Origin of the sequence: Alloalcanivorax gelatiniphagus (assembly GCF_005938655.1) — a bacterium.
GTDB classification, from domain to species: domain Bacteria; phylum Pseudomonadota; class Gammaproteobacteria; order Pseudomonadales; family Alcanivoracaceae; genus Alloalcanivorax; species Alloalcanivorax gelatiniphagus.
In genome coordinates, this window is sequence record NZ_VCQT01000022.1 from 101,990 (window position 1) to 128,986 (window position 26,997).

General features: G+C 67.2%; 22 protein-coding genes and 1 tRNA gene. 9 read left to right on the forward strand and 14 right to left on the reverse strand.

Annotation, left to right across the window (positions count from 1 at the left end; translation table 11 throughout):
• Positions 1-156 precede the first annotated feature (156 nt).
• On the forward strand, positions 157-1,815 hold the full coding sequence (gene cydD, locus FGS76_RS06015; protein ID WP_138771723.1) for a thiol reductant ABC exporter subunit CydD: 1,659 nt from the start codon (positions 157-159) through the stop codon (positions 1,813-1,815).
• Entirely contained in the window at positions 1,808-3,478 is a 1,671-nt protein-coding gene (gene cydC, locus FGS76_RS06020; RefSeq protein WP_138771724.1) for a thiol reductant ABC exporter subunit CydC, read from the forward strand. The genes cydD and cydC overlap by 8 nt, the downstream gene beginning before the upstream one ends.
• A 233-nt stretch (positions 3,479-3,711) precedes the next feature.
• Here cydC and FGS76_RS06025 read toward each other — a convergent pair whose 3' ends face one another.
• Positions 3,712-4,104: a SirB2 family protein gene (locus tag FGS76_RS06025; protein WP_138771725.1), complete on the reverse strand. Its 393-nt coding sequence runs from the start codon at positions 4,102-4,104 to the stop codon at positions 3,712-3,714.
• Between the two features lie 280 nt (positions 4,105-4,384).
• Here FGS76_RS06025 and FGS76_RS06030 point away from each other — a divergent pair, with 280 nt between their 5' ends.
• A complete protein-coding gene (locus tag FGS76_RS06030; protein WP_138771726.1) occupies positions 4,385-5,443 on the forward strand; it encodes a 3-deoxy-7-phosphoheptulonate synthase in 1,059 nt (352 codons plus the stop codon).
• Positions 5,444-5,457: 14 nt separating this feature from the next.
• On the opposite strand, the gene FGS76_RS19755 is transcribed toward FGS76_RS06030, so the two are convergent.
• Together FGS76_RS19755 and FGS76_RS06040 are read right to left on the reverse strand one after the other, a co-directional pair.
• Positions 5,458-6,807, reverse strand: a complete 1,350-nt coding sequence (locus tag FGS76_RS19755) for a methyl-accepting chemotaxis protein (RefSeq protein WP_138771727.1) — start codon at positions 6,805-6,807, stop codon at positions 5,458-5,460.
• A gap of 388 nt (positions 6,808-7,195) precedes the next feature.
• Positions 7,196-10,198, reverse strand: a complete 3,003-nt coding sequence (locus FGS76_RS06040) for a parallel beta-helix domain-containing protein (protein ID WP_138771728.1) — start codon at positions 10,196-10,198, stop codon at positions 7,196-7,198.
• Between the two features lie 299 nt (positions 10,199-10,497).
• Between FGS76_RS06040 and FGS76_RS06045 the strand changes: the two genes are divergently transcribed.
• Genes FGS76_RS06045 through FGS76_RS06060 form a run of 4 tightly spaced genes read left to right on the forward strand, consistent with a single transcriptional unit; the run spans position 10,498 to position 14,672 of the window.
• Positions 10,498-11,499 carry an ABC transporter substrate-binding protein gene (locus FGS76_RS06045; protein ID WP_138771729.1) on the forward strand — a complete coding sequence of 334 codons (1,002 nt, stop codon included), beginning with the start codon at positions 10,498-10,500 and terminating at the stop codon, positions 11,497-11,499.
• A gap of 23 nt (positions 11,500-11,522) precedes the next feature.
• Positions 11,523-12,911, forward strand: a complete 1,389-nt coding sequence (locus tag FGS76_RS06050) for an FAD-binding oxidoreductase (RefSeq protein ID WP_138771730.1) — start codon at positions 11,523-11,525, stop codon at positions 12,909-12,911.
• Positions 12,912-12,924: 13 nt separating this feature from the next.
• The gene (locus FGS76_RS06055; RefSeq protein ID WP_138771731.1) at positions 12,925-14,241 is read left to right on the forward strand and encodes a cytosine deaminase; all 1,317 of its coding nucleotides are present in this window, start codon (positions 12,925-12,927) and stop codon (positions 14,239-14,241) included.
• Positions 14,238-14,672 carry a GlcG/HbpS family heme-binding protein gene (locus FGS76_RS06060; RefSeq protein ID WP_138771732.1) on the forward strand — a complete coding sequence of 145 codons (435 nt, stop codon included), beginning with the start codon at positions 14,238-14,240 and terminating at the stop codon, positions 14,670-14,672. The genes FGS76_RS06055 and FGS76_RS06060 overlap by 4 nt, the downstream gene beginning before the upstream one ends.
• A gap of 4 nt (positions 14,673-14,676) precedes the next feature.
• Here FGS76_RS06060 and FGS76_RS06065 read toward each other — a convergent pair whose 3' ends face one another.
• The 9 genes from FGS76_RS06065 to FGS76_RS06100 form a co-directional block, all read right to left on the reverse strand.
• Positions 14,677-15,591 (reverse strand): LysR family transcriptional regulator, encoded by a 915-nt coding sequence (locus FGS76_RS06065; protein WP_170214413.1) that lies wholly within the window; start codon positions 15,589-15,591, stop codon positions 14,677-14,679.
• A 612-nt stretch (positions 15,592-16,203) separates the two neighbouring features.
• Positions 16,204-16,294, reverse strand: a tRNA-Ser gene (locus FGS76_RS06070).
• Positions 16,295-16,380: 86 nt separating this feature from the next.
• Entirely contained in the window at positions 16,381-16,572 is a 192-nt protein-coding gene (csrA, locus tag FGS76_RS06075; RefSeq protein ID WP_138771734.1) for a carbon storage regulator CsrA, read from the reverse strand.
• A gap of 207 nt (positions 16,573-16,779) precedes the next feature.
• Entirely contained in the window at positions 16,780-18,006 is a 1,227-nt protein-coding gene (locus FGS76_RS06080) for an aspartate kinase (RefSeq protein WP_138771735.1), read from the reverse strand.
• A 139-nt stretch (positions 18,007-18,145) separates the two neighbouring features.
• The gene (gene alaS, locus FGS76_RS06085; protein ID WP_138771736.1) at positions 18,146-20,743 is read right to left on the reverse strand and encodes an alanine--tRNA ligase; all 2,598 of its coding nucleotides are present in this window, start codon (positions 20,741-20,743) and stop codon (positions 18,146-18,148) included.
• A 72-nt stretch (positions 20,744-20,815) separates the two neighbouring features.
• Positions 20,816-21,580, reverse strand: coding sequence for a sulfite exporter TauE/SafE family protein (locus FGS76_RS06090; RefSeq protein WP_138771737.1), 765 nt, complete (start codon positions 21,578-21,580; stop codon positions 20,816-20,818).
• 138 nt (positions 21,581-21,718) lie between these two features.
• Entirely contained in the window at positions 21,719-22,204 is a 486-nt protein-coding gene (locus tag FGS76_RS19555) for a regulatory protein RecX (RefSeq protein ID WP_205717196.1), read from the reverse strand.
• The gene (gene recA / locus FGS76_RS06095; RefSeq protein WP_138771738.1) at positions 22,197-23,234 is read right to left on the reverse strand and encodes a recombinase RecA; all 1,038 of its coding nucleotides are present in this window, start codon (positions 23,232-23,234) and stop codon (positions 22,197-22,199) included. The genes FGS76_RS19555 and recA overlap by 8 nt, the downstream gene beginning before the upstream one ends.
• A gap of 127 nt (positions 23,235-23,361) precedes the next feature.
• Positions 23,362-23,850: a CinA family protein gene (locus tag FGS76_RS06100; RefSeq protein ID WP_138771739.1), complete on the reverse strand. Its 489-nt coding sequence runs from the start codon at positions 23,848-23,850 to the stop codon at positions 23,362-23,364.
• Positions 23,851-23,980: 130 nt separating this feature from the next.
• On the opposite strand from FGS76_RS06100, the gene FGS76_RS06105 reads away from it, so the two are divergent.
• A complete protein-coding gene (locus tag FGS76_RS06105) occupies positions 23,981-24,427 on the forward strand; it encodes a pseudoazurin (RefSeq protein WP_138771740.1) in 447 nt (148 codons plus the stop codon).
• 12 nt (positions 24,428-24,439) lie between these two features.
• On the opposite strand, the gene FGS76_RS06110 is transcribed toward FGS76_RS06105, so the two are convergent.
• Complete coding sequence (locus tag FGS76_RS06110) at positions 24,440-25,252, reverse strand: thioesterase family protein (RefSeq protein ID WP_138771741.1); 813 nt, start codon at positions 25,250-25,252, stop codon at positions 24,440-24,442.
• A gap of 104 nt (positions 25,253-25,356) precedes the next feature.
• On the opposite strand from FGS76_RS06110, the gene FGS76_RS06115 reads away from it, so the two are divergent.
• Complete coding sequence (locus FGS76_RS06115; RefSeq protein WP_138771742.1) at positions 25,357-25,851, forward strand: PaaI family thioesterase; 495 nt, start codon at positions 25,357-25,359, stop codon at positions 25,849-25,851.
• Positions 25,852-25,975: 124 nt separating this feature from the next.
• Here the strand turns inward: FGS76_RS06115 and argC are convergent, their stop codons facing one another.
• A complete protein-coding gene (gene argC, locus FGS76_RS06120; RefSeq protein ID WP_138771743.1) occupies positions 25,976-26,923 on the reverse strand; it encodes an N-acetyl-gamma-glutamyl-phosphate reductase in 948 nt (315 codons plus the stop codon).
• Between the last annotated feature and the right edge of the window lie 74 nt (positions 26,924-26,997).

The window sequence follows — 26,997 nt, forward strand, 5'->3', positions numbered from 1 at the left end:
ACCTTGAGCGAGATCAGGATGGCGCGGGTGAAAGCCCGGCGGATCACGTCTACCATTGGGCGCCATCCCGGATGGCGCTCCTGGCACCATGGTAAGAGTAGCACCACAGCCGAGCACCTTCACGTTACGTTGACCGAAGTGGAACCGACTACCTCCATGTCCATTGATCCACATCAAGCCGACCCGGCCGCCTGGCTGGCGGAGCAGCGCCGCCACGCGCCGTCCATGCTCAAGCGGCTGCTGCTCACCGCCCTGGCGGACGCGCCGCTGGCGATCCTCCAGGCCGCCCTGCTGGCCTGGCTGGCCGCCAACCTGCTGGCCGGCCAGGGGCGTCTCTGGACCCCGGCTCTGCTGTTGCTGCTGACCCTGGCGGTACGCGCCCTGGCCGGCGCCGCCCGGGCCCGCTTCAGCAGTGGCGCCGCCGCCGACATCAGCCTGGCGGTGCGCGAGCGGGTGGCCGCCGCCCTGCTGCGCGGCGCCGGCGGCACCATGACCCCGGGGGAGGCCAGCACCGCCCTGCTGGAGCAGGCCGAGGCGGTGGGCCGCTACCATGCCGGCTTCGCCGTGCAACGGCGGGTGGCGAGCCTGGCCACGGTGCTGTTTCTGGTGGCCGCCTTCGCGGTGGACTGGGTGGTGGGCCTGATCTTTCTGTGCACCGCGCCGCTGATTCCGGTGTTCATGATGCTGGTGGGCACCGGCGCCCAGCGCGCCGCCGACCGCCAGCTGGAGAGCCTGCGATTTCTCGGCGGTTACTTCCTGGACCGGCTGCGCGGCGTGCTCACCCTGCGCGCCTTCGCCCGCGAGCAGGCGGAACGGGACGGGGTGGACATCGCCAACGGCGAATACCGGCGCCGCACCATGAAGGTGCTGCGCATCGCCTTTCTCACCTCGGCGGTGCTGGAACTGTTCGCCGCCCTGTCGGTGGCCCTGGTGGCGCTGTACGTGGGCCTGCACCTGCTCGACCTGGTGGCCTTCGGCCCCGGCCCGAAGCTGGATTTCGGCACCGGCCTGTGGCTGTTGCTGCTGGCCCCGGAGTTCTACCAACCGCTGCGTCAGCTGGCCGCCGGCTACCACGACCGCGCCGCCGCCCAGTCCGCCGCCCAGGTGCTGGCGCCGCTGCTGGCCGACCCAGCCGACCCCGATACCGATCCCGGCCCGGCCGCTCCTACCGCGAATCGTCCCAACGCGCTGACGCTGGAGGGCGTGGGTTTCGGCCACGGCGACGGCGAGCCGCTGTTCGAGAACCTGGATACCAGCGTGGCCGCCGGCCAATGCCTGGTGCTGCGCGGCGACAGCGGCACCGGCAAGAGCACCCTGCTCAAGGTGATCGCCGGCCTGCTGCCGGCGAACGGCGGCCGGGTACTCCATGACGGTCAACCGGCGCCGCAACTGGCCCGGGCCGACGGCCGGCTGGCCTGGGCCGGCCAGCACCCCTGGTTCGTGCACGGCACGGTGGCGGACAACCTGCGCCTGGTGGCCCCGGACGCGGACGACGCCGACCTGGAGCGGGTGTTGGAAGACTGCGGCCTGGGCGCCCTACCCGCTGGCCTGGCCACGCCGCTGGACGAAAACGGCGGCGGCCTCTCCGGTGGCCAGGGCCGGCGGCTGGCCCTGGCCCGGGCGTTGCTCAGCCCGGCGCCCCTGCTGCTGCTGGACGAGCCCACCGCCGAGCTGGACGAGGATCTGGAAGCGCGCATCGTCGCCACCCTGGCCGCCCGCAAGGGCCACCGCACCCTGGTGATCGCCACCCATTCCCCGGCCCTGGCGGCGCTGGGTGATCACAGTATCTGGTTGGGGGGCGTGAGCCATGACTGACCCACAAATTTCAGCGCGTCACTGGCTGCGCCAGCAGTTCAAGGGCCAGGGCCGGCGCCTGCGCAACGCCTGGCTGCTGGCTCTGACCACCGCCCTGGCGGCGATGGCGCTGCTCGGCCTGTCCGGCTGGTTTATCAGCGCCGCCGCCCTGGCCGGCCTGGCCGCCGGCGGCATCGGCGCCATCTCCTTCAATCTGCTGGCGCCCAGCGCCGGCATCCGCGCCCTGGCGGTGGGCCGCACCGTGTCCCGCTATTTCGAGCGGCTGGTCAGCCACGACGCCACCTTCCATGTGATGCAGCGCCTGCGCACCCGGCTGTTCAGCGCCATCCTGCCCCGTGTGCCCGGGCCGCTGTCACACCTGAGCACCGGCCACCTGCTGGAGCGCCTGCTGGGCGACGTGGAGCGCCTGGAAAACGCCTGGCTGGGCCAGGCCCAGCCGACCCTGGTGGCCGCCGGCACCGGCCTGGTGTTGCTGGTGGCGGGTTATGTGATGGCCGGGCCGGTGGCGGCGCTGGCCCTGCTGATCGGCTTTATCCTGATGGCCGCCCTGCTGATCCGCCTGGCGCGGGCCTCGGACGCACCGCTGCGGCAGCGGGCCATGGATCGGGAGCGGCTGCGCGGCGATCTGGTGCAGGCCCTCAACGGTCTGCCGGATGTGCTCGCCTACGGCCTGCGCCCGGAGTTGCTGGCCCGGTGGCGCGAGCGCCTGGTGGCACTGGCCGATGTGGAGCACCGGCTGGCCTGGCGCCAGGCCCTCACCCAGACCCTGATCCAGAGCCTGATGCAATGGTTGGCGGTGGCCATGCTGCTGCTGTTGATCGGCCCGGTGCGGGACGGCGTGGTGGACGCGCCCCTGGCCCTGGCGGTGATGCTGATGGTGCTGGCCGCCGCCGAGGTCACCCTGCCCCTGGCCCCGGCCTGGCAGGGCTGGTCGGACACCCGCTCCACGGTGGCGCGGCTGGCCGCCCTCACCGAAGCGCCGCTGCCCCGGGCCGCCGCCGAGGGCGACCAGATCCCGGCGCCGGACGGCCTGCTCACCGCCCGGGGCCTGAGCTTCGCCTGGCCGGACCAGCCGCCCCTGTTCGAGAGCCTGGACCTGGAAGTGCGCGCCGGCCGGCCGCTGGCCATCGTCGGCCCCAGCGGCGCCGGCAAGAGCACCCTGCTGCACTGCCTGATGGGCCTGCAGCGGCCCAGCGGCGGCGAGATCCGCTTTGGCGGCGTGGCCCAGGCCCAGGCCGACGGCGACGCCTGGCGCGCCTGCTTCAGCCTGCTGTTGCAGCGCCAGCAGCTGTTCACCGGCACCCTGCGCGATAACCTGCGGCTGGCCCGGCCGGAGGCCAACGACGACGCCCTATGGCACGCCCTGGAACAGGCCCGGCTGGCGGACCTGGTACACCAGCGCGGCGGCCTGGACCTGTGGATCGGCACCGAGGGCCTGCACCTGTCCGGCGGCCAGGGCCGGCGCCTGTCCCTGGCCCGGGTGCTGCTGCGCGACAGCCCGGTGGTGCTGCTCGACGAGCCGTTCACCGGCCTGGAGCCGGCCACCGCCGACGCCCTGTTCGAAACCCTGCAAAGCGAACTGGCGGAGCGGGTGCTGATCATGGTCACCCACGACCGCCGCCAGGCGGAACGCCTCCCGGAGAAGCTGACCCTGGCCCCCTGACGCCCGTATCGGGGCCCTGTATCGGCCCCTGTATCGGCCCCTGGGTAGGGCCCTGCGTCGGACCCTGTGTCGGCCCCTGCATCGGCCCCTGCATCGGCCCTGCATCGGCCCTGCATCGGCCCTGCATCGGCCCTGCATCGGCCCCTGTAGGAGCGGCTTCAGCCGCGATAAAGGTCTGGCGGGATAACCGCCATTCCGGGCTATCGCGGCTGAAGCCGCTCCTACGGGGTGGGCTAGGCGAGCCAGGAGGCCGGGTGGTGACGCACCGCCACGCCCACCATGTAGGCGAACACCGCCACGGCCAGCACCGCGAAGGTGGCGCGGGTTGTCGGGTTAAGGGTGGCCGAGCGGCCGCCCTTGATGACCACCGCGCCCAGGCCGATATAAACCAGCAGCGCCACCAGCTTGGCCGCCAGCCACGGGGTGTGTTGGGGCCAGGCGCGCAGCATCACCATCAGCGTCACGCCACAGGCCAGCAACCCGGTGTCGATCACATGGGGCAGCACCCGCACCCAGCGCCGGCGCAACCGGGACGTATCACGCACCGACCACCAGGCGCGGGTAACGAACAGGGTGATGCTGGCGGCCGCCAGGCTGATGTGCAGGTGCTTGATCAGGGTGTACATGGCGGCGATTCCTTAGTAAGCTCGGCCCATTATCAGGAGAATTTCATGCACGGTATCACGTCACAACGCCAGCTTCCCGGCACCCGGCCTTCGGCCCGGGGCGCGTTGTCGTGCGCCGTCGTCTTCTTCTTCGGGTATTGGTTTAGCCGCTCGCGCGCCTGACCGTACCCGGCCAGGCGCGCCCGTTGGGGCCGCCTGCCGAAGACCTAGAAAACCCCCGGTTGGCGCCCCCACCGGGGGTTTTTGTTTTTAAGAGGTTTTCAGAGGAAGGAAGGATCATATGAACGCCAGTCTTGCCGCCGTCCGCGATGACGCGGACGTTTCGCCCGCCGCCAGGCGGGCCCTGCCCCTGCCCGGCCCCGCCGCCCTGCGCGAGGCGCTGCCGCTGGGCGCGGCGCAAGCCGACCAGGTCCGTGACCACCGCGACCAGGTGCGTGCCATTCTGCGTGGCGAGGACCCGCGCCTGCTGGTGATCACCGGGCCCTGTTCACTGCATGACCGGGACGCCGCCCTGGAATACGGCCGCCGCCTGAAGGCGCTCAACGACCAACTGGGCGATCGTCTGCTGCTGGTGATGCGCGCCTATGTGGAGAAGCCGCGCACCACGGTGGGCTGGAAAGGCATGCTCTACGATCCGCACCTGGACGGACGCGGCGATCTGGCCGAGGGGCTGCAACGCTCCCGGGCACTGCTGCTGGATCTGGTGGAACTGGGCCTGCCGGTGGCCACCGAGCTGCTTAGCCCGCTGGCGGCGGATTACCTGGCGGACACCCTGAGCTGGGCGGCGATTGGCGCGCGCACCACGGAATCCCAGATTCACCGGGAAATGGTCAGCGGCCTGGCTCTGCCGGTGGGCTTCAAGAACGGCACCGACGGTGAGCTGGGCGCGGCCCGGGACGCCATGGGCGCCGCCGCCCATCCCCATGCCCACCTGGGTATCGACGACCACGGCCACCCGGCGCTGATCCAGACCGCCGGCAATCCGGACACCCATCTGGTGCTGCGCGGCGGCCGGCGCGGCCCCAATTACGACGCCGCCAGCGTGGCGGCGGCCCGCGACGCCCTGGAGAGCGCCGGCCTCCGCCTCCGTCTGGTGGTGGATTGCAGCCACGCCAACAGCGGCAAGGACCCGGCCCGGCAACCGGCGGTGCTCGACGAGCTGCTCGCCCAGCGCCGGGCCGGCGACCGTACCGTGGCCGGCGTGATGCTGGAAAGCCACCTGCACGGCGGCCAGCAGGCCCTGGGGCCGGAGCTGCGTTATGGCGTGTCGATCACCGATGCCTGCCTGGGCTGGGAGGCCACCGAAGCGGCCCTGACCGAGCTGGCCGGGGCGCTTTAGGCCCTTTCCTGGCCCTAGGCCAGTACCGGAGCCGGCGCCCCTTCCTCCGCCGGCTCCGCGTCCTCGCCCTCGGCGGTGAGATTGAACACCGCCATTTCCCGGCGCAGGGTGCGCGCCTGGCTTTCCAAGCGGCCGGCGGCCTTGGCGGCGTCCGCCACCAGCGCCACGTTGTCCTGGGTGACCCGGTCCATTTCCACCACCGCGCGGCTGACCTGCTCGATGCCCTGGGTCTGCTCCCCGGAGGCGACCCGGATCGCCGCCATGATCTCGGTGACCCGGTCCATGGACGCGAGCATCTCCGACATGGTTTCGCCGGCCTGGTTGACGCGCTCGGCGCCCTGCCCCACCCGCTCCACGGTGTCCTCGATCAGGGTACGGATTTCCTTGGCCAGGCCGCCGGTGTTCTGGGCCAGCTGCCGCACCTCGGACGCCACCACCGCGAAGCCCCGGCCATGTTCACCGGCGCGGGCCGCCTCCACCGACGCGTTGATCGCCAGGATATTGGTCTGGAAGGCGATGCCCTCGATGCGCCCGGTGATCTCCTGGATGCGCTCGGAACCGTCGCGGATGCCGCTCATGGTGGAGGCCACCTCGCGGACCGCTTCGCCACCCCGTTGCGCCACCCGGCTGGCGCCCTGGGTGAGATCGTCCGCCTGACGGGCGTGTTCGTCGTTGTTGTGCACGGTGGCGGTCAGTTCCTCCATGCTCGCCGAGGTTTCCTCCAGGGAGGCGGCCAGCTGTTCGAAGCGGGCGGACAGGTCGGTGTTGCCGGTGGCGATTTCCCGGGAGCCGGCGTGGATGGTGTCGCTGCTGGCGCGGACCTGGCCGACGATGGCGGCCAGGTTGTCGCGCATGCGGCCCAGGCCGTTGTAGAGCTGGCCGATTTCGTTGTTGCCACGGCGCTCCACCGGCTCGGACAGGTCCCCGGCGGCCATGCGCTCGCAGTGGCCGGCCACCCGGCGCAGGGGTTCGATCACGTTCACCGTGATGCCCCACAGCACCACCGCCACCAGGGCCAGGGACAGCAGCATCACCGTGGCCAGCACCGCGTCGAGACGGTCCGCCATGGTGTGGAACGCCTCCACCCGGGTGCGCACCTTGTCGCCGGAATCCGCCAGCAGGGTGTCGGCGGCGGCCGCGGCGGCCTCCGCATTCAGCCCACGCTCCTCACCGAGCAACTTGATGTAGGCGTCACGCAGGGTATCGGTGCGGTCGCCGTGCAATTGGTTAAGCGCCTCGAACGCCTCACCGTTATGGTGATTGGCGTAGCCGCTCACCCCACCGATCAGCAACAACATGGCGGTAAACGCGGCCAGCACCAGGCTCCAGCTGCTTTTCACGGTCAGGTCGTCGAGCCACTTCATTTTTGTCTCCCACCAGCTTGGCAATGATCCGCAGCCTACTTCCGAACCCCGGCGATTGCGCGACATATCACCGTTTTCTTAATTTAAATCAAGGAATTAGGCTCCCCCCCGGCGGCGTCTGATCGACGGCCGGAATACAGACTGTTCATCGGCAAAACGCCAATAATCTTGAATAAAAATTTCATAATGATCGGAACAAAGGGCCGCCCTTATTGTTGGCCGTGGTTGGGGTTTTGTAGGAGCGACTTTAGTCGCGATCAACCACCGTGCCAGATTTATCGCGACTGAAGTCGCTCCTACAGCCCAATCAAAGCTACGGGGGCGCGGGAACCGCTACAAAAAAAGCGGCCCGAAGGCCGCCCGAGGAGGAGGAAAAAAGCGAAGGGTTTTAATTCCCGCAGCTGCCGGCGTTGGTGTAGTCGCCGTCCACCACGGTGTCGATCCACTGATTCATCAGCGCCGAGGCTTCGTCGTGGGCAACGCTGCGGGCGATGGGCGGCATCATCCGCTGCGGGTCGTTCTCGGCGGCCAACCGGCAGGCGACGATGGAATCCGCGCTGCTGCCCGGCACCATGACGTGCTGGCGACCACAGGAGCCACCACCGGTGGCGGTGGGCTTCTTGCAGACCCCATAGCCGGCGTCCACGTCCCGGTAGTGATCCAGGTAGTAGCCGGTGTTGGAGGCGGCGCCCTTGTCGTTGTGACAGTGCTGGCAGTTCACTTCCAGGTAGGCGCGTACCCGCTGCTCCACGTCCCCCGGCGAGTTGGCGGTGAGGCCGCCGTCGCCGGGCAGGTTCCAGCGCGGCAGGCGCTCGATGTTGGTGGCCACCCCCTGGCCGTCCAGTTCCAGTTCCGGGGCGCCGGCCAGCAGGCCCTGGTCGATCCAGTACTGCAGCTGGTTGACGCGCGGGAAGCCGCCCTGGCCGTCAGTACCCATAAAGGCGCTCTCCGGCTGGTAGGCGCGGTTCAGGTTGCGCGGTTTCGGGCCGATGGGGGCACTGCCGCCGGGCCGGTCGTCGTTGCCGTGGCAGGTGATGCACTGGTTGGCGTTGGGCACCGAATAGCCGGCGGTCTCGCCGCTCAGCAGCTGGCCGGTGTTGGCGTCCCGGTAGTGCCAGTGCACCGCCCGGCTGCCGCCGGCCGGCGTGAAGCGCGCCACCTTTTCGCCGTTCTGTTCCTCCCAGATGTAGGGCAGCCCGGCCCAGAACGCCTTGCCGCTCTGGCTGGTGCGTTTGATCAGCAGCCGGGTTTCCACCAGCTCCTCGCTGCCGTTGGCTTCGTCGGTGAAGGCGAAGGTCTTGGCGATCACCGTGCCCACCGGGAAGTCGATGGCGCCGTTCAGGTTGTTGCCGTCCTGGCCGTCCCGGTACACCGCCTGTTCCCCCGGCGGAATAAAGGCCACCCGGTACTTGGTGGCGTAGTCGGAGAACAGCTTGGTGTTGAGCACGAAGGGCACGCCGCCTTCATGGGGCAGGCTGCGCGGGTCCTGGGCGTCGGCGAACAGGTTGTATTGCGACAGCAGCGGGCAGTCCACCTCCAGCGCGGCGCGGTTGATCTCGCCCTCTTCCACTTCCTGCTCGCAGAGATGGGCGATGTATTCCTCGCTGGTGGCCGGATCGTAATCACCGCTGGGCTCGAACGGCGGGATCTCCACCCGGGGCAGCGGCGCCAACACCTGGCCGAAACGGGCCTGGCAGTCGTGGTCGGACAGCTTGGTGTCCGACGGGAAGTTCAGCAGACCGCCCACGATGTCGAGCAAGCCCCCGGGGGTGAGAATCGACAGGTCCTGGTCGAGCAGCCCCATCACCAGTTCCAGCCCGTCGGTGCCGTGGAAGTTCAGGTACGGGGCGCTGTCGTCGGACAGTTCGTTGTCGTGGAAACAGGAGCCCCAGGTGGGCTGCTTGCGCTGGCCCTGGTCGTTGAACTTGTAGGCGTTGTAATGGCAGGACGGATTGGGGTGCTGGTTGGTATGGATCGGCTTGCCGTTTTCATCGGCGGGCACCGGGTTGCCCTGGGCGTCCACCGGATAGGGGCAGTCCGCGTCCAGGTCATCGCGCAGGCCGTCCCAGATAATGTGGGCGCCCTTGCCCAGATTGGCCAGGTTTTGCAGGCTGGAAAGCAGCTCCGTGGGGTTGTTCAGGGTCGGCAGATTTTTTAAACCGATCAGCGTGGGCAGCACGCTCTCGATGTCACCGGCCAGGGTTTTCTGCAGGTCCGGCGGCGGCAGATCGTAGCCGGAATTGCGCATCACGTTGTCGTGGATATGCAGCCCCTCGGTGTAGGGGTCCAGCTTTTTGTCGGCGGTGTTGCCGGGGCCGTCGATCAGCTCATAGCTGATGTACAGCACGGCGGCGGTGCTGTGGTCCTCGAACACATTGTCGTAGACCTCGATATTGTCATAGCCCAGGGTGATGAAACCCACGCCCCGGGGCACCACCGACACCAGGCCACTGTGGGCGAAGTTGTAGGTGTTGTTGTTGCGCGCCAGGTTGTTGACCATCACCGAGGTGTCGCCGTACTGGGTAATGTTTTCCAGGTCGTAGATCAGGAAGCCGCCGGTGTTGCACTCGGCCACGTTGTCGTCGTACTCGCCGCCCTGCACGTTCTCGATCTCGAAGCCCATCACGTTATAGGCGGCGCGGCTGTCGCGAATGATGGCGGTGCTGGTCTGGCCCACGTAAATACCGGCGTCGGAAGCGCCGATGGATTCCGAGCCTTCCACCAGGATGTTTTCCGATTCCACCGGGTAGATGCCGTAGCGACCACTGGCGGAGCTGGGCACGTAGTCCGGCGCCGGGTCGCCTTCATTGAAGGGTGGCGCGGTGCAGGCCACGTTCAGGCGCTGACCGTAGTTGGCGGCGGTGATCAGCCCGCCACCGCCGGACCAGATGGCGCGCACGTTGCGCAGGGTGCCCCACTTCACGCCCTTGAGTTTGAAGGCGTCGCCGGGGGAATCCAGGATGGTCAGGTCGCTGACGGTGATGCCGCGCACGTTCAGCGCTTCCAGGCCGGTGACGTTGATGCTGTCACGGAACGACAGCACCGTCTTGTCCTTGCCGCAGCCCTTGATGGTCACGTCCTCGGTGGCCTGGATCAGCAGGCCCTCGTCCAGATCGAAGAAGCCGCAGCCGAATTCCAGGGTGTCCCGGGGCTTGAGCTGGATCATCGCCTCCACCATCTGGCGGGTGGCGTCCGGGCCCGGCGACACCTGGAAGGTGCGGCCCTCGGTGAACGGGTCCGGGACTTCCTCCTCCGGCTGGTTGGGGGTGGGTGGCCCGCCACCGGCATCGCCGCCGCCGGAGCCGCCCCCACCGCCACCGCATCCCGTCATTACCAGACCCGCCGCCAACAGCCAGGCGGCGAACGCTAACCGGTACCGTTCGCTGACCATGATTCCACCCTCTTGTCGTGTTGTTGGCGGCCGGAGCGGCGCGCCTTTCTTGTTCGCCGTCTTGTGCAGCGATTTTCGTCAACCTTTTGGTACGTTTGTACAACGGGCGGACGTGAAGAGGTGTATGGATATTGTGAAGGGTTGGTGAATGGAGGCGGCCGTTAGCGTCGCATCGTAAGGAAGCGGCCGCCCCAGTTGAGTAAACAAAAAGTTCACACCATTAGCGAAATATGTCGCTTTTTTAGCACGGGGCCCGCGGGCAGGATGAAGCCATCATTCCCAGCCACGGAGATTACTCCATGCTTCATCTATCCATTTGCCGTTTGATGAGCGCCCTGCTGCTGGCGCTTGGCGTCGGCGCCCTGGCGTCACCGGCGCGGGCGGCGGACAAGCTGGTGTTCATGACCAGCTGGTACGCTCAGGCCGAGCACGGCGGCTTTTACCAGGCACTGGCCAGCGGTCTTTATGAAGAGGAAGGCCTGGACGTGACCATCAAGATGGGTGGTCCGCAGGTCAATTCCATGCAACTGCTGCTGGCCGGCGAAGCGGATGTGTACTCCGGTTTCGATTTCCGGATTCTCAGTGGCGTGGCGCGCGACCTGCCGCTGGTGGCCATCGCCGCCGTGTTCCAGCACGACATGAACGGCCTGATCACCCACCCGGACGTTACCGGCCTGGACGACATCGGCGACCGCTCCATTTTGATGTCGGCGTCGGCACGCAATTCCTGGTGGCCCTGGCTCCGGGACAAATACGGCCTCAGTGACGACCAGGTAAAACGCTACACCTTCAATATTCAGCCCTTCATCCGGGACCCGAACGCGGTGCAGCAGGCCTTCGGCTCTTCCGAACCTTTCGTACTGAAAGACATGAACGTGCCCTACCGCTTCTATGCCTTCGCCGATCAGGGCTACCCCCCCTATGGCTCCACCATCACCACTCGTCGTGACGTGCTGGTGGAAAAGCCGGACCAGCTGCGCCGCTTCCTGCGCGCCTCACTGAAGGGCTGGCGCGATTACCTGAAAGATCCGGCACTGGGCAATGCTCTGATCAAGCAAGAAAACCCCAAGATGACCGACCAGCAGTTGGCTTTCGCAGTGCACCACCTGCGCCAGGCCAACGCCGTGGGCAGCGGCGACGCCGCCGAACAGGGCATCGGCACCATCACTCGGGAACGGTGGCGGGCCACCTACCAGTACATGGTCGGCGCCGGCCTGCTGCCGGAAGACACCGACTGGGAAAGTGCATTCACCACCGATCTGATCGATGGCCTGGGTGTGATGCCCACGGCCAGCCAATAAACACCGCCACAAGGAAACAGACCATGGACATCAATGCCTTCCGCCGCGATATCGCCGGCATCGAACACAGTGACGACGCTACCCAGGTGCGCCGCAAAAGCCGCGACATGACCACCACCTTCAGCCCGATTCTGCGTGATGAGTTGAAGGGCAAACTGGCCGATCTGGTGGTCAGCCCCCGCGACAAGGCCGAGGTCAGGCGCGTGGCGGCAGCCGCCGCCCGCCACCGGGTGCCGCTGCTGCCGCGCGGCGCCGGCACTTGCAACTGGGGTCAGGGCACGCCGCTGCAAGGCGGCGCGATACTGGACATGACCGCGCTCAATCGCCGGATCAGCCTCGACCACGCCACGGTGCGGGTGGAACCGGGCATGATCGTACAGGCGGTGGACGATTACGCCGCCGACCAGAACCGCGAACTGCGCATGCACCCGTCCACCCGTCGTACCGCCACCCTGGGAGGCTTCCTCGGCGGCGGCCATGTCGGCGTCGGCAGTTGCACCTGGGGCATTCTGCGCGACCTGGGCAATGTGGTCGGCGTCGAGGTGATCAGCGTGGAGGAGGAACCCCGCGTGATGGAACTGCGTGGCGCCGAGGTCAACCGCGTGCATCACGCCTACGGCACCAACGGCATCATCACCGAAATCGAGATGCCCCTGGCGCCGGCTTATCGCTGGCGCGAGGCAATCGTCGATTTCAAGGACTTCATGAAAGCGGTGCGCTTCGGGGTAACGCTGAATGCCAGCGACGGCCTGGTAGTGAAAATGGTGGCCATCAACGAATGGCGCTACGCCCGCCTGTTCACCGCTCTTAAGCCCCATCTGCGCGATGAGCGTCATACCGTGCATGTCATGGTGGCGGACGACTTCGGCGAGGCGTTCGAAAGCCTGGTGGCCGACCACGGCGGCACCATCGTCTATCAGGGGCTGGAAGGTCAGGGTGACTTCAAACGGCCGCTCTATGAATTCAGCTTCGGTCACGCGCGCCTGCACGCCACCCGCACCGACCCATCGCTGGTGGCCAACATCGGCATTTTCCCGGACCACAACCTGTTTGCCGCCATCGAGCGGGTGCACCACAAGTTCTTCGACCTGGGACCGCTGCGCCTGGACATGAAACGCATGGACGGCCGTCTTACCGCGCAGGGCTCGCCGCTGTTCCAGTATCGTGATGAGGCCCATATGGCATCGGTGATCGAAGGCATGCAGGAAGAAGGCGTGGAAGCGGCCAACACCCACACCATGCACGTGAAGGAGAACGGCATGAAACCCATCGACGCCACGGAGATCGCCTTCAAACGGAGCATGGACCCGTTCAACCTGATGAACCCCGGCAAATTCGCCGCCGAGGAATTGGCCGCCCCCGGAAAAGGCGTGGCACTGCCGGCCTCCGGCTGGCGCTATCAAAAGGCCTGAGGAACGAGGACCGATGATGCCATCTCACCTGAGTGCCCGCCCCGACCAACACTGGCTACACCGTGCCCGCGTGCCGGTCTCGCTCACGGAAGGCGCCGAGCTGGAAGCCGACGCCGAAGGCCTGGCCCTGGTCGACATCGAAATACGCAATGGCCTGATCGCCACGCTGCAGCCAGCCGCCGCCGAACCGCCGGCCAACGCCGACCACCTGGACGGCGGCCAGGTCTGGCCGCTATTCGTGGACATGCACACCCATCTGGACAAGGGCCATATCTGGGGCCGCGCACCGAACGCCGATGGCAGCCACGGTACCGCCGCCCGCACCGTGGCCGCCGACCGCCGTGCCCACTGGCGTTTCGAGGATGTGGCGCGCCGCTTCGACTTCGGCGTGCGTTGCGCCGTGGCCCACGGCACCGGCGCCCTGCGTACCCATCTGGACAGCTATGAAATCGCCCAGGCGGAAACCAGTTGGGCGGTGTTTGGCGAACAGCGCCGCCAATGGGCCGACCACATCGACCTGCAGGCCGTGGCCATGGCCCGGCTGGATGCCTACCAGGGCGCCGACGGTGCCCGTCTGCTGGACCTGGTGGCCGAACACGGCGGCGTTGCCGGCGGCATCCTGAAAAGCGAAGGCCCCTTGGCACCGGCGCTGGATCATCTGTTACAGGGCGCCGCCGAGCGCGGCCTGGACCTGGACCTGCACGTGGATGAAACCCACGACCCGAATGCCCAGGGTCTGCGCGCGGTGGCGGAGGCGGTGCTACGCAACCGCTTTCCCGGCACCGTGACCTGTGGCCATTGCTGCAGTCTCGCCCGGCAGAGCGACGATGACATCGCCTTGACCCTGGCCCGGGTCAAGGCCGCAGGCCTGGCGGTGGTCACCCTGCCCATGGTCAACCTGTATTTGCAGGACCGGGGGACCGGCGGTACACCGCACTGGCGCGGCCTGACTCTGGTCAAGGAACTGCGGGCCGCCGGCGTGCCGGTGGCGGCGGCCAGCGACAATTGCCGCGACCCCTTTTTTGCGTTCGGCGACCACGACGGCCTGGAAGTGTTTCGTGAGTTCGTCCGCATCGCCCAACTGGACCCGGATTGGGCCGGCTGGTTCGGCGCCGTCACCCGCACCCCGGCGGCCATCATGGGGCTGGCGCGGCGCGGCCGGCTGGCGGTGGGCCTGCCCGCCGATCTGGTGTTATTTCGCGGCCGTTCAATGAGCGAGTTGCTGGCCCGTCCGCAGACCGACCGGCGAGTGCTGCACAGGGGCCGTGATATCGACACCGCCCTGCCGGACTACCGGGAACTGGATGATCTGATCGGAGCCGTTTCATGACCCTCTCACTGACCCTGGCACAGGCCGACGCCATCGCCCGCGCCGCGCTGGAGGAACGTCGACGCTTGGACCTGCAACCGATGAGCGTGGTGGTGCTCGACACCGGCGGCCACCTGATCACCGCGCGGCGCGACGACGGCGCCGGCTATCTGCGTTTCGAGATTGCCCACGGCAAGGCCTGGGGGGCGCTGGGCATGGGCTTCGGCACCCGGGAGCTGGCGGAACGGGCGGACTGGATGCCCGCCTTCCTCAATGCCATCGCCGCCACCAGCGGCGGCCGTGTGATACCCAGCCCCGGCGGCGTGTTGATCCTCGATGATCAGGGTCGGACGACCGGAGCCCTGGGCCTGTCCGGTGACACCGGCGACAATGACGAACGCTGCGCGCTGGGCGCGCTGGCCACCGCTGGCTGGGGGGCGCGGCCCGGCTAAGCGGTCAGCGGGTCAGCGCATCCAGGTGATCGAGCCGTTCCTTGATCACCTCGATCAGCCCCACCGCCGCGGTATTGGTCAGTGCCTGACGGCGATGGGTCACCAACGCCAGCGTGTTGCGGCCCAGTTTGTCATCGGCGAACGGCCGGTGGACCAGGGTGCCACGCTCCAGCTCCTCGGCAATGTCAAAGCGGCCGAGAAACGCCACCATCCGTGATGACAGCGCCAGTTGCTTCATGAACTCAATGGAGTTGGACAAGTGGCGGGGCTGGATATCGAGCCCCGCTTCCAGGAACCATTCACGCACCCGGTGGTGCATGACCATGGTTTCCCGCGCCAGGATCAATGGATGGCCCAGGCAATCCGACGGACGTACCACGGCACGGCGCGCCAGCGGATGGTCCGGCGTCACCGCCGCGCCGAGCGGCGCTTCATAACGGGCCAGCTCGTTGAGATGGGGGACCTTGGGGAGGTTGTAACCCAGGCCGATGTCGGCGGCGCCCTCGCCCACCGCTTCGACGATGTCGTTGATGAACAGGGTGCTGCAATTGACCCTCACCCGGGGGTAGTGCTCGCAATAGTCAGACACCAGCCGCCCCACCAAGCCGCCGGCCAGGCCGTTCATGGTGGCGATGTTCACCTCACCGCCGCCCAGGTTTTTCAGGTCATCGATGCGTGACGCCGTGGCCCGGTACGCCTTCAGGGTCTGGCGCACATGCTCGATCAGGATTTCCCCGGCGGAGGTCAGACGCATGCCCCGTGGCAAACGTTGGAACAACTCTACGCCCAGTTCCTCTTCCAGCAGCAGAATCCGCCGGTTGACGGCGGTGGGGGAAACGTTGAGCCGCTCCGACGCCTTGCGAATGGACCCGGCGCGGGCCACTTCATCCAGATAACGCAACAATCGCGAGTGAAGCATACGGGTTCTCCATGTGGGGCAGTGCATGCCAGACACAATGGCCATCGCGGTCAAGCCCCCTGTAGGAGCGACTTCAGTCGCGATCCGGCGGTGGGGGGCCGATTCCACCGCTTGGGCGCGCTGCGCGCGCCGAGAGGGAGGGATTGATGACTCGCGACCTTGTCGCTCGCCCTATGGGCCGCCGCTATATGCGGCGTTCTTCGGCATGCGCCTTCGTCGCCGGCTTCGCCGTCTCACCCCTTCGGGGCGCCGCCGCTACGCGGCGGCGTCCCTCACGGCGCTTTGCGCCGTTCGGTCGAACCGGAGGGTTCGAATGAAGTACTCCCTCTCCGCCAGACACAAAAAACCCGGCATTGCCCGTCGCGGTCAACCCCCCTGTAGGAGCGGCTTTAGCCGCGATCCGGCGGTGGGGCGATTCCACCGCTTGGGCGCGCTGCGCGCGCCGAGAGGAAGGGATTGGCTCGCTTCGCTCGGGGCTACGCCCCGTCACCGCGACGCGGTGACGCCCCTCACGGCGCTTTGCGCCGTTCGGTCGAACCGGAGGGTTCGAATGAAGTACTCCCTCTCCGCCAGACACAAAAAAGCCCGGCCAATGCCGGGCTTTTTTGTGTCTGGCGGAGAGGGAGGGATTCGAACCCTCGATACGAGTAATACGTATGGTTCCTTAGCAGGGAACTGGTTTCAGCCACTCACCCACCTCTCCGGAACTTGCTTGTTACTTCACTGGAACGTTGATCGTTGATTCCGGCGCGCATAATACCAGTTTAGCTGGAAAATACAGCCCAAAAATCAACCATTCTCGCCGCCTTCGCCAGTTTTTTCGTGTTGAATGCGTTGGTAGATCTCTTCACGGTGCACCGCCACTTCCTTCGGGGCGTTGACACCAATGCGTACTTGGTTGCCTTTAACGCCTAGGACAGTGACGGTGACTTCATCGCCAACCATCAACGTCTCACCGACGCGGCGCGTAAGTATCAGCATGGAAAATCCCTCCTGGGTCCTTCAGGTTGTTCTGTGAGCGCAGCTTCGCTCCCAAGACTAACGGACCGCTCTCAATGCATCCATCATACGGTACGGCCTACATGTCCGCGGGGGGCGAAGGCCGCATTATGCCGCAACCCACCCGCAAAGTCTTCCCACGGAGCGGGATGTCCGGCGTCGTGGGACGGGCCACGACGCCGGGCGGTTTCAGGCCGCGGGCTGGTCCAGTTCGAAGGCCTGGTGCAGGGCGCGGACCGCCAGTTCAAGGTATTTCTCGGCCACCACCACGGAAACCTTGATCTCGGATGTGGAGATCATGGTGATGTTCACGCCTTCGGCGGCCAGGGTCTCGAACATCTTGCTGGCGACACCGGCGTGGGAGCGCATGCCGACACCCACCAGGGAGATCTTGGCGATCTTGTCATCGCTGATGATTTCCGGGTTGCCGAGCTCCTCGGCGGATTTCTTGAGCGCTTCCTTGGCCTTGGCGAAGTCGTTGCGGTGCACCGTGAAGGTGAAGTCGGTGGCGCCGTCGGCACCCACGTTCTGCACGATCATGTCCACTTCGATATTGGCGTCGCTGACCGGGCCGAGGATCTTGAAGGCGATGCCCGGGGTGTCCGGGGCGCCGCGCACGGTGATCTTTGCTTCGTCACGGGTAAAAGCGATGCCAGAGATAACCGGCTTTTCCATATCCACCTCGTCGTCGACGGTAATGAGGGTGCCCGGGCCCTCCTGAAAACTGGACAGTACGCGCAGCGGCACATTGTATTTGCCGGCGAACTCCACGGAACGGATCTGCAACACCTTGGACCCGAGGCTGGCCATTTCCAGCATTTCCTCGAAGGTGATGCTGTCCAGGCGGCGGGCGGTGTCCACCACCCGCGGGTCGGTGGTGTAGACGCCGTCCACGTCGGTGTAGATCTGGCACTCGTCGGCCTTCAGGGCGGCGGCCAGCGCCACCGCCGTGGTGTCGGAGCCGCCGCGACCCAGGGTGGTGATGTTGTCGTCGTCGTCCACGCCCTGGAAGCCCGCGACCACCACCACACGGCCGGCGTCCAGGTCGGCGCGCATCTTGCGGTCGTTGATGTCCTCGATGCGGGCCTTGGAGTGGCTCTGGTCGGTGCGGATCGGCACCTGCCAGCCGGTATAGGAACGGGCGTCCACGTCACGCTGCTGCAGCGCCATGGAGAGCAGCGCGATGGTGACTTGCTCGCCGGTGGAGACCAGCACGTCCATTTCACGGGTGCTGGGTTGCTCGGAAACACCGTTGGCGAGTTCGATCAGGCGATTGGTTTCGCCGCTCATGGCGGACACCACCACCACCACCTGATCCCCCCGTTCCCGGAAGCGCGCCACCCGTTCGGCGACGGCCTGGATGCGTTCGACGGTACCGACCGAGGTGCCGCCGTATTTCTGAACGATGAGTGCCATAGATGACTTTTTCTGCAAAAAGGGGCGCGAAAGGATAGCATTTTCGCGCCGGGGTTTCATGTGAAGGCCTGGAGATCGCGGCTGAAGCCGCTCCTACAATGCCCGTGGGCGTAGGAGCGGCTTCAGCCGCGATAGGTTTTCAGAGCCGCTCTTGCACCCAACCGTAGACCCCTTCCAGCGCCGCCGGCAGGGCCGCCGCGTCGGTGCCACCGCCCTGGGCCATGTCCGGGCGGCCACCGCCCTTGCCACCCACCTGTTCGGCGACCCGTTTCATCAGATCGCCGGCCTTGATCCGGTCGGTGAGGTCCTTGGTGACGCCGGCCACCAGGGCCACCTTGTCGCCGTCGGCGGCGGCCAGCAGGATCACGCCGGAGCCCAGCTTGTCCTTCACCTTGTCCATGGTCACGCGCAGGGTCTTGGCGTCGGCGCCGTCCACCACCGTGGCCAGCACCTTCACCCCGGCCACATCACGGGCATCGGCGGTCAGGTCGCCGCCGGCACCGGAGGCCAGCTTCTGCTTGAGGCGCTCCACTTCCTTTTCCAGCTCGCGCAGGCGGCGGGCCTGGGCGGCCACCCGGCCGGCGGCCAGTTCCGGGCTGCTCTTGAGGGTGGCGGCGATCTCATCCAGGGCCCGCTCCTGGTCGCGCACGGCGGCCAGGGCGTACTCGCCGGTGACCGCCTCGATGCGGCGCACGCCGGCGGCGGCGGAAGTTTCCAGGGTGATTTTGAACAGGCCGATGTCGCCGGTGCGCTGCACATGGGTGCCGCCGCACAGTTCCTTGGAGAAGCCGTCGGTGCCCATGGTCAGCACCCGCACTTCATCGGCGTACTTCTCGCCGAACAGGGCCATGGCGCCGGCCTTGCGGGCGGCATCCATGTCCATCAGTTCGGTGGTAACGGCGGCATTGGCCAGGATCTGGCGGTTAACGATGGCCTCGATCCGGTCGCGCTGGTCGGCGCTCAGGGCTTCGCCATGGGAAAAGTCGAAGCGCAGGTAGTCCGGCGCCACCAGGGAGCCTTTCTGCTGCACATGCTCGCCGAGCACCTGGCGCAGGGCGGCGTGCAGCAGGTGGGTGGCGGAGTGGTGACGCATGATGGCGCGGCGGCGTTCCAGGTCCACGTAGGCGTCCACCTTGTCGCCCACCTGGAGGGCGCCTTCGCGCACCGTGCCGATGTGGATATGGGCCTGGCCGCGCTTGCGGGTGTCTTCCACGTCGAAGCGGCCGCCGTCGCCGGCCAGCACGCCCCGGTCGCCCACCTGGCCGCCGGATTCGGCGTAGAACGGCGTGCGCTTGAGCACCACCATGCCGGTGTCGCCGGCTTCCAGACGGTCAACCGCCTGGCCGTCCCGGTACAGGCCTTCCACTTCGGCCTGGTCCTCGTGCTTTTCATAGCCGGAGAAGGCGGTCACCGACTCGATATTGAGGCGGTCGCTGTAATCGTTGCCGAAGGAGCCGGCACCGCGGGCGCGCTCGCGCTGGGCTTCCATCTCCCGCTCGAAGCCGGCCAGATCCACCTCCAGCCCGTTTTCCCGGGCCACGTCGGCGGTCAGGTCCGGCGGGAAGCCGTGGGTGTCGTACAGCTGGAACACCACTTCGCCGGGCAGGGTGTCGCCGTCCAGGCCGGCCATGGCCGCTTCCAACACCTTCATGCCGGCGGCCAGGGTGCGGCCGAACTGCTCTTCCTCGGCGAGCAGGGCCTTTTCCACCCGCGCCTGTTCCCGGGCCAGCTCCGGATAGGCGGCGCCCATTTCATCCACCAGCGCCTGCACCAAGGTGTGGAAGAACGGACGGTCCTGGCCCAGCTGATGGCCGTGGCGCAGGGCCCGGCGGATGATGCGGCGCAGCACGTAGCCACGGCCTTCATTGGAGGGCACCACGCCGTCGGTGATCAGGAAGCCGGCGGAGCGGATGTGGTCGGCGATCACGCGCAGGCTTTTGTTTTCCAGGTCGTCGCAGCCGGTGGCCTTGGCCGCCGCCTTGAGCAGGTTCTGGAACAGGTCGATCTCATAGTTGGAGTGCACGCCCTGCTTCACCGCGGCGATGCGCTCCAGGCCCATGCCGGTGTCCACGCTGGGCTTGGGCAGCGGCTTGAGTTCGCCGTCGTCCTGGCGGTCGTACTGCATGAACACCAGGTTCCAGATCTCGATGTAACGGTCCAGGTCACCGTCCTCGGAGCCCGGCGGGCCACCGGGCACGTCGGCGCCGTGGTCGTAGAAAATCTCGGAGCTGGGGCCGCAGGGGCCGGTGTCGCCCATCTGCCAGAAGTTGTCTTCATCCAGACGCGAGAAACGCTCGGCGCTGACGCCCATTTCCTTGAGCCAGATGTCCGCCGCCTCGTCGTCGGAAACGTGCACCGTCACCCACAGGCGCTCCGCCGGCAGGCCCAGCTCGCCGGTGAGAAACTCCCAGGCGAAGCGGATGGCGTCGCGCTTGAAGTAATCGCCGAAGCTGAAGTTGCCCAGCATTTCGAAGAAGGTGTGGTGGCGGGCGGTGTAGCCCACGTTTTCCAGGTCGTTGTGCTTGCCGCCGGCGCGCACGCAACGCTGGGCGCTGGTGGCGCGGCTGTAGTCGCGTTTTTCACGACCCAGGAACACGTCCTTGAACTGATTCATCCCCGCGTTGGTGAACAGCAGGGTGGGATCGTTCTCGGGCACCAGGGAAGACGACGGTACCTTGGTGTGGCCCTGGCGGGCGAAATAGTCGAGAAAAGCCTGGCGGATTTCAGCGCTGGTCATACGGAACAAACACTTACCGGAAATTAGGGACCGGCAGTATAGCGTTGTCCCGGGGCGGTTGCGATGGGCCGGCTATTTGAAAAAGGCGGCGGTGCAGACCGTGACCACCATCACCAGCAGAATCCACTTGAGCACCCGCTGGGAGACCCGGTGGGCGAAGCCCACGCCCAGGCGCACGCCCAGCAGCGTACCGGCGCCCAGCAGCAGCCCCGGCAGCCAGGCCACCTGGCCGCGCCAGGCGAAAATGGACAGCGCCAGCACCGTGAAGCAGCCGGTAATGGCCAGCTTCAGGCCGTTGGTGCGCACCAGGTCGTAGCGCAGCTGACCGGCCAGCACCGCGATCAGCAGAAAGCCCACGCCGGCCTGGGCGAAGCCGCCGTAGGCGCCGGTCAGAAACAGGCCCACCCAGGCCGCCGGCGTGGAACCCAGCGCACGGGGCATCTCGTCCGGCCCGGCCACCAGGGTGGCGGGCTTGAACACCATGATCAGCGCCATCAACACCAGGGTGCCGAGCAACACCGGTTCGAGAATGTCGGTGGGCAGGAAGGACGCCGCCAGGGTGCCCAGCAGGGCCCCGGCCAGGGTCGGCACCAGAATACCGGGCAGGGTCTGGAACGGCATGGAGCCGTGCCGGTGAAACTGGCGCACCCCTTCCAGGGACTGGATCAGCACCCCTACCCGCATGGTGCCGTTGGCCAGGGCCGGGCCCATGCCGGTGAGCATCAGCAACGGCAGGATCAGCAGGCCGCCACCGCCGGCCAGGGTGTTGATAAAGCCGGCGATCACGCCGGAGCCTAGCAGAGCCGCGACCAGCCAGGGGTCACCGAGGTATTCCATGGGAGTCGCCTTGCGTAAAAGGAGGTGTGAGTTTGGGCGTGTCACCATTGCCGGGCAAGGGGGTAAATCACCGCATTGGCGTGGATCGCGGCTGAAGCCGCTCCTACAGGGAGAGGGGACGGTGTTGTAGGAGCGGCTTCAGCCGCGATCCACGGCCGCGTCCAGGGCGGCGAAGCACTGCTCCGCGTCAAAACCCCGGGCCTGCAGAAAGCGCAGCTGCTTGGCTTTTTCCTTTTGGTCCGCCGGCGGCTGGCGAAAACGGCGCCCGTGGACCTCCCGGGCCAGGGCAAACCAGTCGCAGTCCGCTTGCTCCACGGCGGCGCCGATCAGCTCGTCGCTCAGCCCCTTTTGGCGCAGTTCCGCGCGGATGCGCAGGGGCCCCTGGCCGCGTTCGATGCGCGAACGCACGAAAAAACCGGCGAAGCGCCGGTCATTGAGGAAGTCCTGTTCCTGGCACCATTCCAGCACCGGGTCCAGCGGCGCCTGGTCACCGAACTTGTGGCGCATCTTGCCGCGCAGTTCGGCGTGGCCGTGGTCCCGCCGCGCCAGCAGCTTGACGGCGTACTGGCGCAGGGTAGCCTCATCCACGGGGCCGTCACCGGCCCCGTCACGGCGCTTACTCATCCGTGGCTTCGGGTTCCTGCTCGGCCTGGGCGGGCTCGCTGGTGGGCACGCTCAACAGACGGGCACGGATTTCCTTCTCGATGGCCTGGGCCACGTCCGGGTGCTCGGCCAGGTAATCACAGGCGTTCTGCTTGCCCTGGCCGATCTTGTCGCCCTGGTAGGCGTACCAGGCGCCGGATTTGTCCACCAGCCCCTGCTGCACGCCCAGGTCCAGCACCTCGCCCAGCTGGTTGATGCCCTGGCCGTAGAGAATCTGGAACTCGGCCTGTTTGAACGGCGGCGCCACCTTGTTCTTGACCACCTTGACGCGGGTCTCGTTGCCGACCACCTCGTCGCCCTGCTTGACCGCGCCGATGCGGCGGATGTCCAGGCGCACGGAGGAGTAGAACTTGAGGGCGTTACCACCGGTGGTGGTTTCCGGGTTGCCGAACATGACGCCGATCTTCATGCGGATCTGGTTGATGAACACCACCAGACAGTTGGCGTTCTTCACGTTACCGGTGATCTTACGCAGCGCCTGGCTCATCAGGCGGGCCTGCAGGCCCACGTGGGCATCGCCCATCTCGCCTTCGATCTCGGCTTTCGGTACCAGGGCGGCCACGGAGTCCACGATCACCACGTCCACGGCGCCGGAGCGCACCAGCATGTCGGTGATTTCCAGGGCCTGTTCACCGGTGTCCGGCTGCGACACGATCAGGTCGTCCACGTTAACGCCCAGCTTCTCGGCGTAGTCCGGGTCCAGGGCGTGCTCGGCGTCGACGAAGGCGCAGGTGGCGCCTTTCTTCTGCGCCTGGGCAATCACGCTCAGGGTCAGGGTGGTCTTGCCGGAGGATTCCGGACCGTAGATTTCCACGATACGGCCCTTGGGCAGGCCGCCGATGCCGAGGGCGATGTCCAGCCCCAGGGAACCGGTGGAAATGGCGGGAATGCGCTCGCGCTTCTGGTCGCCCATGCGCATCACCGACCCTTTGCCGAACTGGCGCTCGATCTGAGACAGCGCCGCGGACAGTGCCTTGCTCTTGTCGCTCATTGGTGAAACCCCTCTTCGATTCCGTGTGCCGCCACCCTGGTTCAGCTTCCATCCTGACCCGATGACCAGCACTGTCTATTTGGACAGCATTATGGGCAGTGTTTGGCCAGGCTGCAACCCCCGGCGCTCAAAGCCCGTCCAGATGCGCCCGCAGCCCTTGCAGAGCGGCGGCGATGGTGGCCCGGCGCACCGCCGAGCGGTTACCGGGAAAGTGAAACAGTTCAGCCCGGGACCAGCCCGGCGTCGCCGCCCAGCCGATCCACACCGTGCCCACCGGTTTGTCGGCGCTGCCGCCGCCGGGGCCGGCCACGCCGCTGACCGCCACACTGAGCTGCGCCGGCGACCGGGCCAGGGCGCCGCGCGCCATTTCCAGCACCGTGCCCTCGCTGACCGCGCCGTGGCGCTCCAGGGTGGCGGCGCTGACGCCCAGCATCTCCATCTTGGCGTCGTTGGAGTAGGTCACGAAGCCCCGGTCGAACCAGTCCGAGGCGCCGGCCACTTCGGTGAGCGCCTGGGCGATGCCGCCGCCGGTGCAGGATTCCGCCGTGGCCAGCTTCAGGCCGCGCCCGCCCAGCTCGCGGGCCAGCTCCAGCACCAACTGCTCGATGTCCGTCACGGGGGGCTCCTTGCATCGCCGGCCAATAAAGCCGCCATCATAACGCCGCGCTTGACCCAGGTCATGGGGCGTCGGCGGCGAGCGGCTACCCTGTGCACCGCCTAACACTTTATCCGTCAGGAGTTATCCGATGCGTCTTTCCCACTCCGCCCTGGCCGTTCTGGTTTCCGGGTTGCTGGCCGCCACCCCGGCGCTGGCCGCCGACCACGAAGTGCATATGAAGAACCAGGGCGCCGACGGCACCATGGTATTCGAGCCCGGCTACCTGAAAGTGGCCCCCGGCGACACCGTCACCTTCGTGCCCGAGGACGCCGCCCACAACAGCCACGCGGTGTTTACCCCGGCCGGCGCCGAGGCCTGGCAGGGTCAGCTCAATGAGAAGATCACCGTGACCCTGTCCAAGGAAGGGGTATACCTGTATCAGTGCGATCCGCACATGCCGCTGGGCATGGTGGGCGTGATCCAGGTGGGCGCCGCCGGCAATCTGGACGCGGCCAAGAAGAAAGCCGACGCGCTCAGCGCCGGCATGGCCATGAACAAGGACCGCTTCGCCAAGTACCTGGCCGAGGTGAAGTAAACCGGCGCACGCCTAGCCGGCGTATACCGGCATCGCCAGGGTCGCCTGCAACACCCGGCCCACGGGACCATGCTCATCATGGAGCGTGGTCTCCACCAGGCCGTTACCGTTGGTGTGCATGCGCGCCCGGGCATCCACTCCCAGCCATTCGCCCTGGGGCTCCCGGTGCAGATAGAGGCTGATGTCCGCGTTGATGCTGCCGGTGTTTTCATTGATCTGCAGCTGGCCAACGCCATTGCCAAAATCCGACAGGGTGGCGGCCTGCACCGACGGCGAGCACCCCTGCCCTTCCACCACCGGCACCGGCAGGCGCATCCACACACGACCGCGCCCACGCCCCGCCACCCCATCCACCAGGGTCACCGCCACGGTGTGGTGCAGCCCGGGCAAGGGCAGCGCTTTGCGCCCGCCCCGTGCCGCCAGCTCCGCCAGGCTGGCCTCGGCGCCCGGCTCCCGGGGCGGCAACACGCCGGGTTCGAAGCGCGCCCATTCCGGCACCGCCAGGGGCACCTGTTCGAGATACAGCGCCGTGGCCCGGCTCACCAGCACCTCGCCGGCGAACAGGTCCCCCTGCAACAGGCGCAGGCGGCGGCCGTCACGGACCGCTTCCACGCGCACCGACAACGGCGCCGTGGGCACCGGCCGCAGCAGGTCAACACTGAAGCGCGCCAGCCGCAGGCCGCCCTCCGTGCCCGCCGGCTCCAGCACCGAGGCGAGCAGCCCCGCCGGCGAACCGCCGTGCAGATAATCCGGGCTCCACGGGCCTTGCGCATTCTCGGAGGGGTAATACAGGTCGCCTTCGCGGCGAAACAGGGCCGTACTCATAATGCGCGATCCTCGTTATTATGCGGCGCTTGCAAAGAGCAACCGATCATAAGAACCGTTCCCGCCGTCGGCAAGGCGGGAACCCTGGCTACGGGAAATCGATCATGACCGAACAAACCCTTGCGCTGCAGGACCGGGGCCACCCGGAAGGCATCTGCTATGGCTGCGGCAGTGCGCACCCTTCCGGGTTGCATCTGAAAAGTCACTGGGATGAGGACGGCCGCCACGTGGTCGCCACCCATACCCCGGACCCGGAGTTCACCGGCTGGCCCGGCCTGGTCTATGGCGGCCTGCTGGCAATGCTGATTGACTGCCATTCCAACTGGACCGCCATGGCCTGGCAATACCAGGCCGAGGGCCGCGAAGCGGGCAGCCAGCCGCGCATCAGCTGCGTCACCGGCCGGCTGGATATTCGCTACCTGAAGCCCACGCCCATGGGCGTGCCGCTGCGGTTGAAAGCCTGGGTGGAGGGCGAGGTGAGCCGCAAGAGCCGGGTAATTTGCGAGGTGTGGGCCGGCGATGTGCTCACCGCTAGTGCTGATTCGGTGTTTGTGCGGGTGGACACCGAGCAGTTGGCCAAGGCCGCCGCCGAGGCCTGATCGCGGCTGACGCGGCTCCTACAGGGACCTGCTGGCTTTGGGGCATCGCGGCTGAAGCCGCTCCTACACAGTCGCTCTTGCGACGATTTTGTAGGAGCGGCTTTAGCCGCGATTGGGCGGCGGGTCAGGCCGTCAGGCCGGTGGCCTCGTCCACGCCCAGGTGCACGTTCATGTTCTGCACGGCGGCGCCGGCGGCGCCTTTACCCAGGTTGTCGAGCCGGGCCACCACGCATTGGCGCTCGCCATTGCCGAACAGGAACAGGTCCACCCGATTGGTGTCGTTGCTGCCCTGCACGTCGAAGAAGCCGCCGTCCAGGTTGGCCGGGTCGTCCGGCGCGTGCACCCGCACGAACGGCTCATCGGCGTATCGCTCCCGCAACGCCTGATACAGATCGTCGGCGCCGGTGCCCGCTTTCAGGTGGGACAGATGCAGCGGCACGGTCACCGCCAGCCCCTTCAGGAACGGCCCCACCGTGGGCACGAACACCGGTGCCAGACCCAGCCCGACGTAGCGCTGCATCTCCGGCAGGTGCTTGTGCTCCAGACCCAGGGCGTAGGAACGCGGCGCGCGCAGGACACCGTCCGCGTCGGCGTCGTAATCGGCGATCATGCTTTTGCCGCCACCGCTGTAGCCGGTAATGGAAGTGGCGGTGAGCGGGTAATCCGCCGGCAGCAGGCCGGCGTCCACCAGCGGCCGCACCGCCAGGATAAAGGCGCTGGCGTGGCAGCCCACGTTGGCGATGCGCTTGCTGGCGCGGATTTTCTCGCGCTGGCCCGGGGCCAGCTCCGGCAGGCCGTAGACCCAGCCGTCGGCCACCCGGAAGGCGGTGCTGGCGTCGATCAGGCAGGTGTCCGGATTGTCGACCATGGCGGCGGCTTCCCGGGAGGCGGCGTCCGGCAGGCACAGAAAGGCCACGTCGGCGGCGTTCAGCAGCCGGGCACGCTCCGCCGGGTCCTTACGCAGGGCGCTGTCGATGCGCAGCAGCTCGATGTCGTCGCGCCGCTCCAGATAATCGAACAGCCGCAGACCGGTGGTGCCTTCCTGTCCGTCCACATAAACCTTGAATGCCATTGTCGCCGTCTCTCTCGGTGTACCGAACCGGAAAGCCTAGGCACAAGGCCCTCCGGATGCAACGGGCAAGCCGC

Bases quoted from the DNA above. Each gene is read 5' to 3' on its own strand.
- cydD (WP_138771723.1), top strand. From the start codon at position 157: ATGTCCATTGATCCACATCAAGCCGACCCGGCCGCCTGGCTGGCGGAG.
- cydC (WP_138771724.1), top strand. From the start codon at position 1,808: ATGACTGACCCACAAATTTCAGCGCGTCACTGGCTGCGCCAGCAGTTC.
- FGS76_RS06025 (WP_138771725.1), bottom strand. From the start codon at position 4,104: ATGTACACCCTGATCAAGCACCTGCACATCAGCCTGGCGGCCGCCAGC.
- FGS76_RS06030 (WP_138771726.1), top strand. From the start codon at position 4,385: ATGAACGCCAGTCTTGCCGCCGTCCGCGATGACGCGGACGTTTCGCCC.
- FGS76_RS19755 (WP_138771727.1), bottom strand. From the start codon at position 6,807: ATGAAGTGGCTCGACGACCTGACCGTGAAAAGCAGCTGGAGCCTGGTG.
- FGS76_RS06040 (WP_138771728.1), bottom strand. From the start codon at position 10,198: ATGGTCAGCGAACGGTACCGGTTAGCGTTCGCCGCCTGGCTGTTGGCG.
- FGS76_RS06045 (WP_138771729.1), top strand. From the start codon at position 10,498: ATGCTTCATCTATCCATTTGCCGTTTGATGAGCGCCCTGCTGCTGGCG.
- FGS76_RS06050 (WP_138771730.1), top strand. From the start codon at position 11,523: ATGGACATCAATGCCTTCCGCCGCGATATCGCCGGCATCGAACACAGT.
- FGS76_RS06055 (WP_138771731.1), top strand. From the start codon at position 12,925: ATGATGCCATCTCACCTGAGTGCCCGCCCCGACCAACACTGGCTACAC.
- FGS76_RS06060 (WP_138771732.1), top strand. From the start codon at position 14,238: ATGACCCTCTCACTGACCCTGGCACAGGCCGACGCCATCGCCCGCGCC.
- FGS76_RS06065 (WP_170214413.1), bottom strand. From the start codon at position 15,591: ATGCTTCACTCGCGATTGTTGCGTTATCTGGATGAAGTGGCCCGCGCC.
- csrA (WP_138771734.1), bottom strand. From the start codon at position 16,572: ATGCTGATACTTACGCGCCGCGTCGGTGAGACGTTGATGGTTGGCGAT.
- FGS76_RS06080 (WP_138771735.1), bottom strand. From the start codon at position 18,006: ATGGCACTCATCGTTCAGAAATACGGCGGCACCTCGGTCGGTACCGTC.
- alaS (WP_138771736.1), bottom strand. From the start codon at position 20,743: ATGACCAGCGCTGAAATCCGCCAGGCTTTTCTCGACTATTTCGCCCGC.
- FGS76_RS06090 (WP_138771737.1), bottom strand. From the start codon at position 21,580: ATGGAATACCTCGGTGACCCCTGGCTGGTCGCGGCTCTGCTAGGCTCC.
- FGS76_RS19555 (WP_205717196.1), bottom strand. From the start codon at position 22,204: ATGAGTAAGCGCCGTGACGGGGCCGGTGACGGCCCCGTGGATGAGGCT.
- recA (WP_138771738.1), bottom strand. From the start codon at position 23,234: ATGAGCGACAAGAGCAAGGCACTGTCCGCGGCGCTGTCTCAGATCGAG.
- FGS76_RS06105 (WP_138771740.1), top strand. From the start codon at position 23,981: ATGCGTCTTTCCCACTCCGCCCTGGCCGTTCTGGTTTCCGGGTTGCTG.
- FGS76_RS06110 (WP_138771741.1), bottom strand. From the start codon at position 25,252: ATGAGTACGGCCCTGTTTCGCCGCGAAGGCGACCTGTATTACCCCTCC.
- FGS76_RS06115 (WP_138771742.1), top strand. From the start codon at position 25,357: ATGACCGAACAAACCCTTGCGCTGCAGGACCGGGGCCACCCGGAAGGC.
- argC (WP_138771743.1), bottom strand. From the start codon at position 26,923: ATGGCATTCAAGGTTTATGTGGACGGACAGGAAGGCACCACCGGTCTG.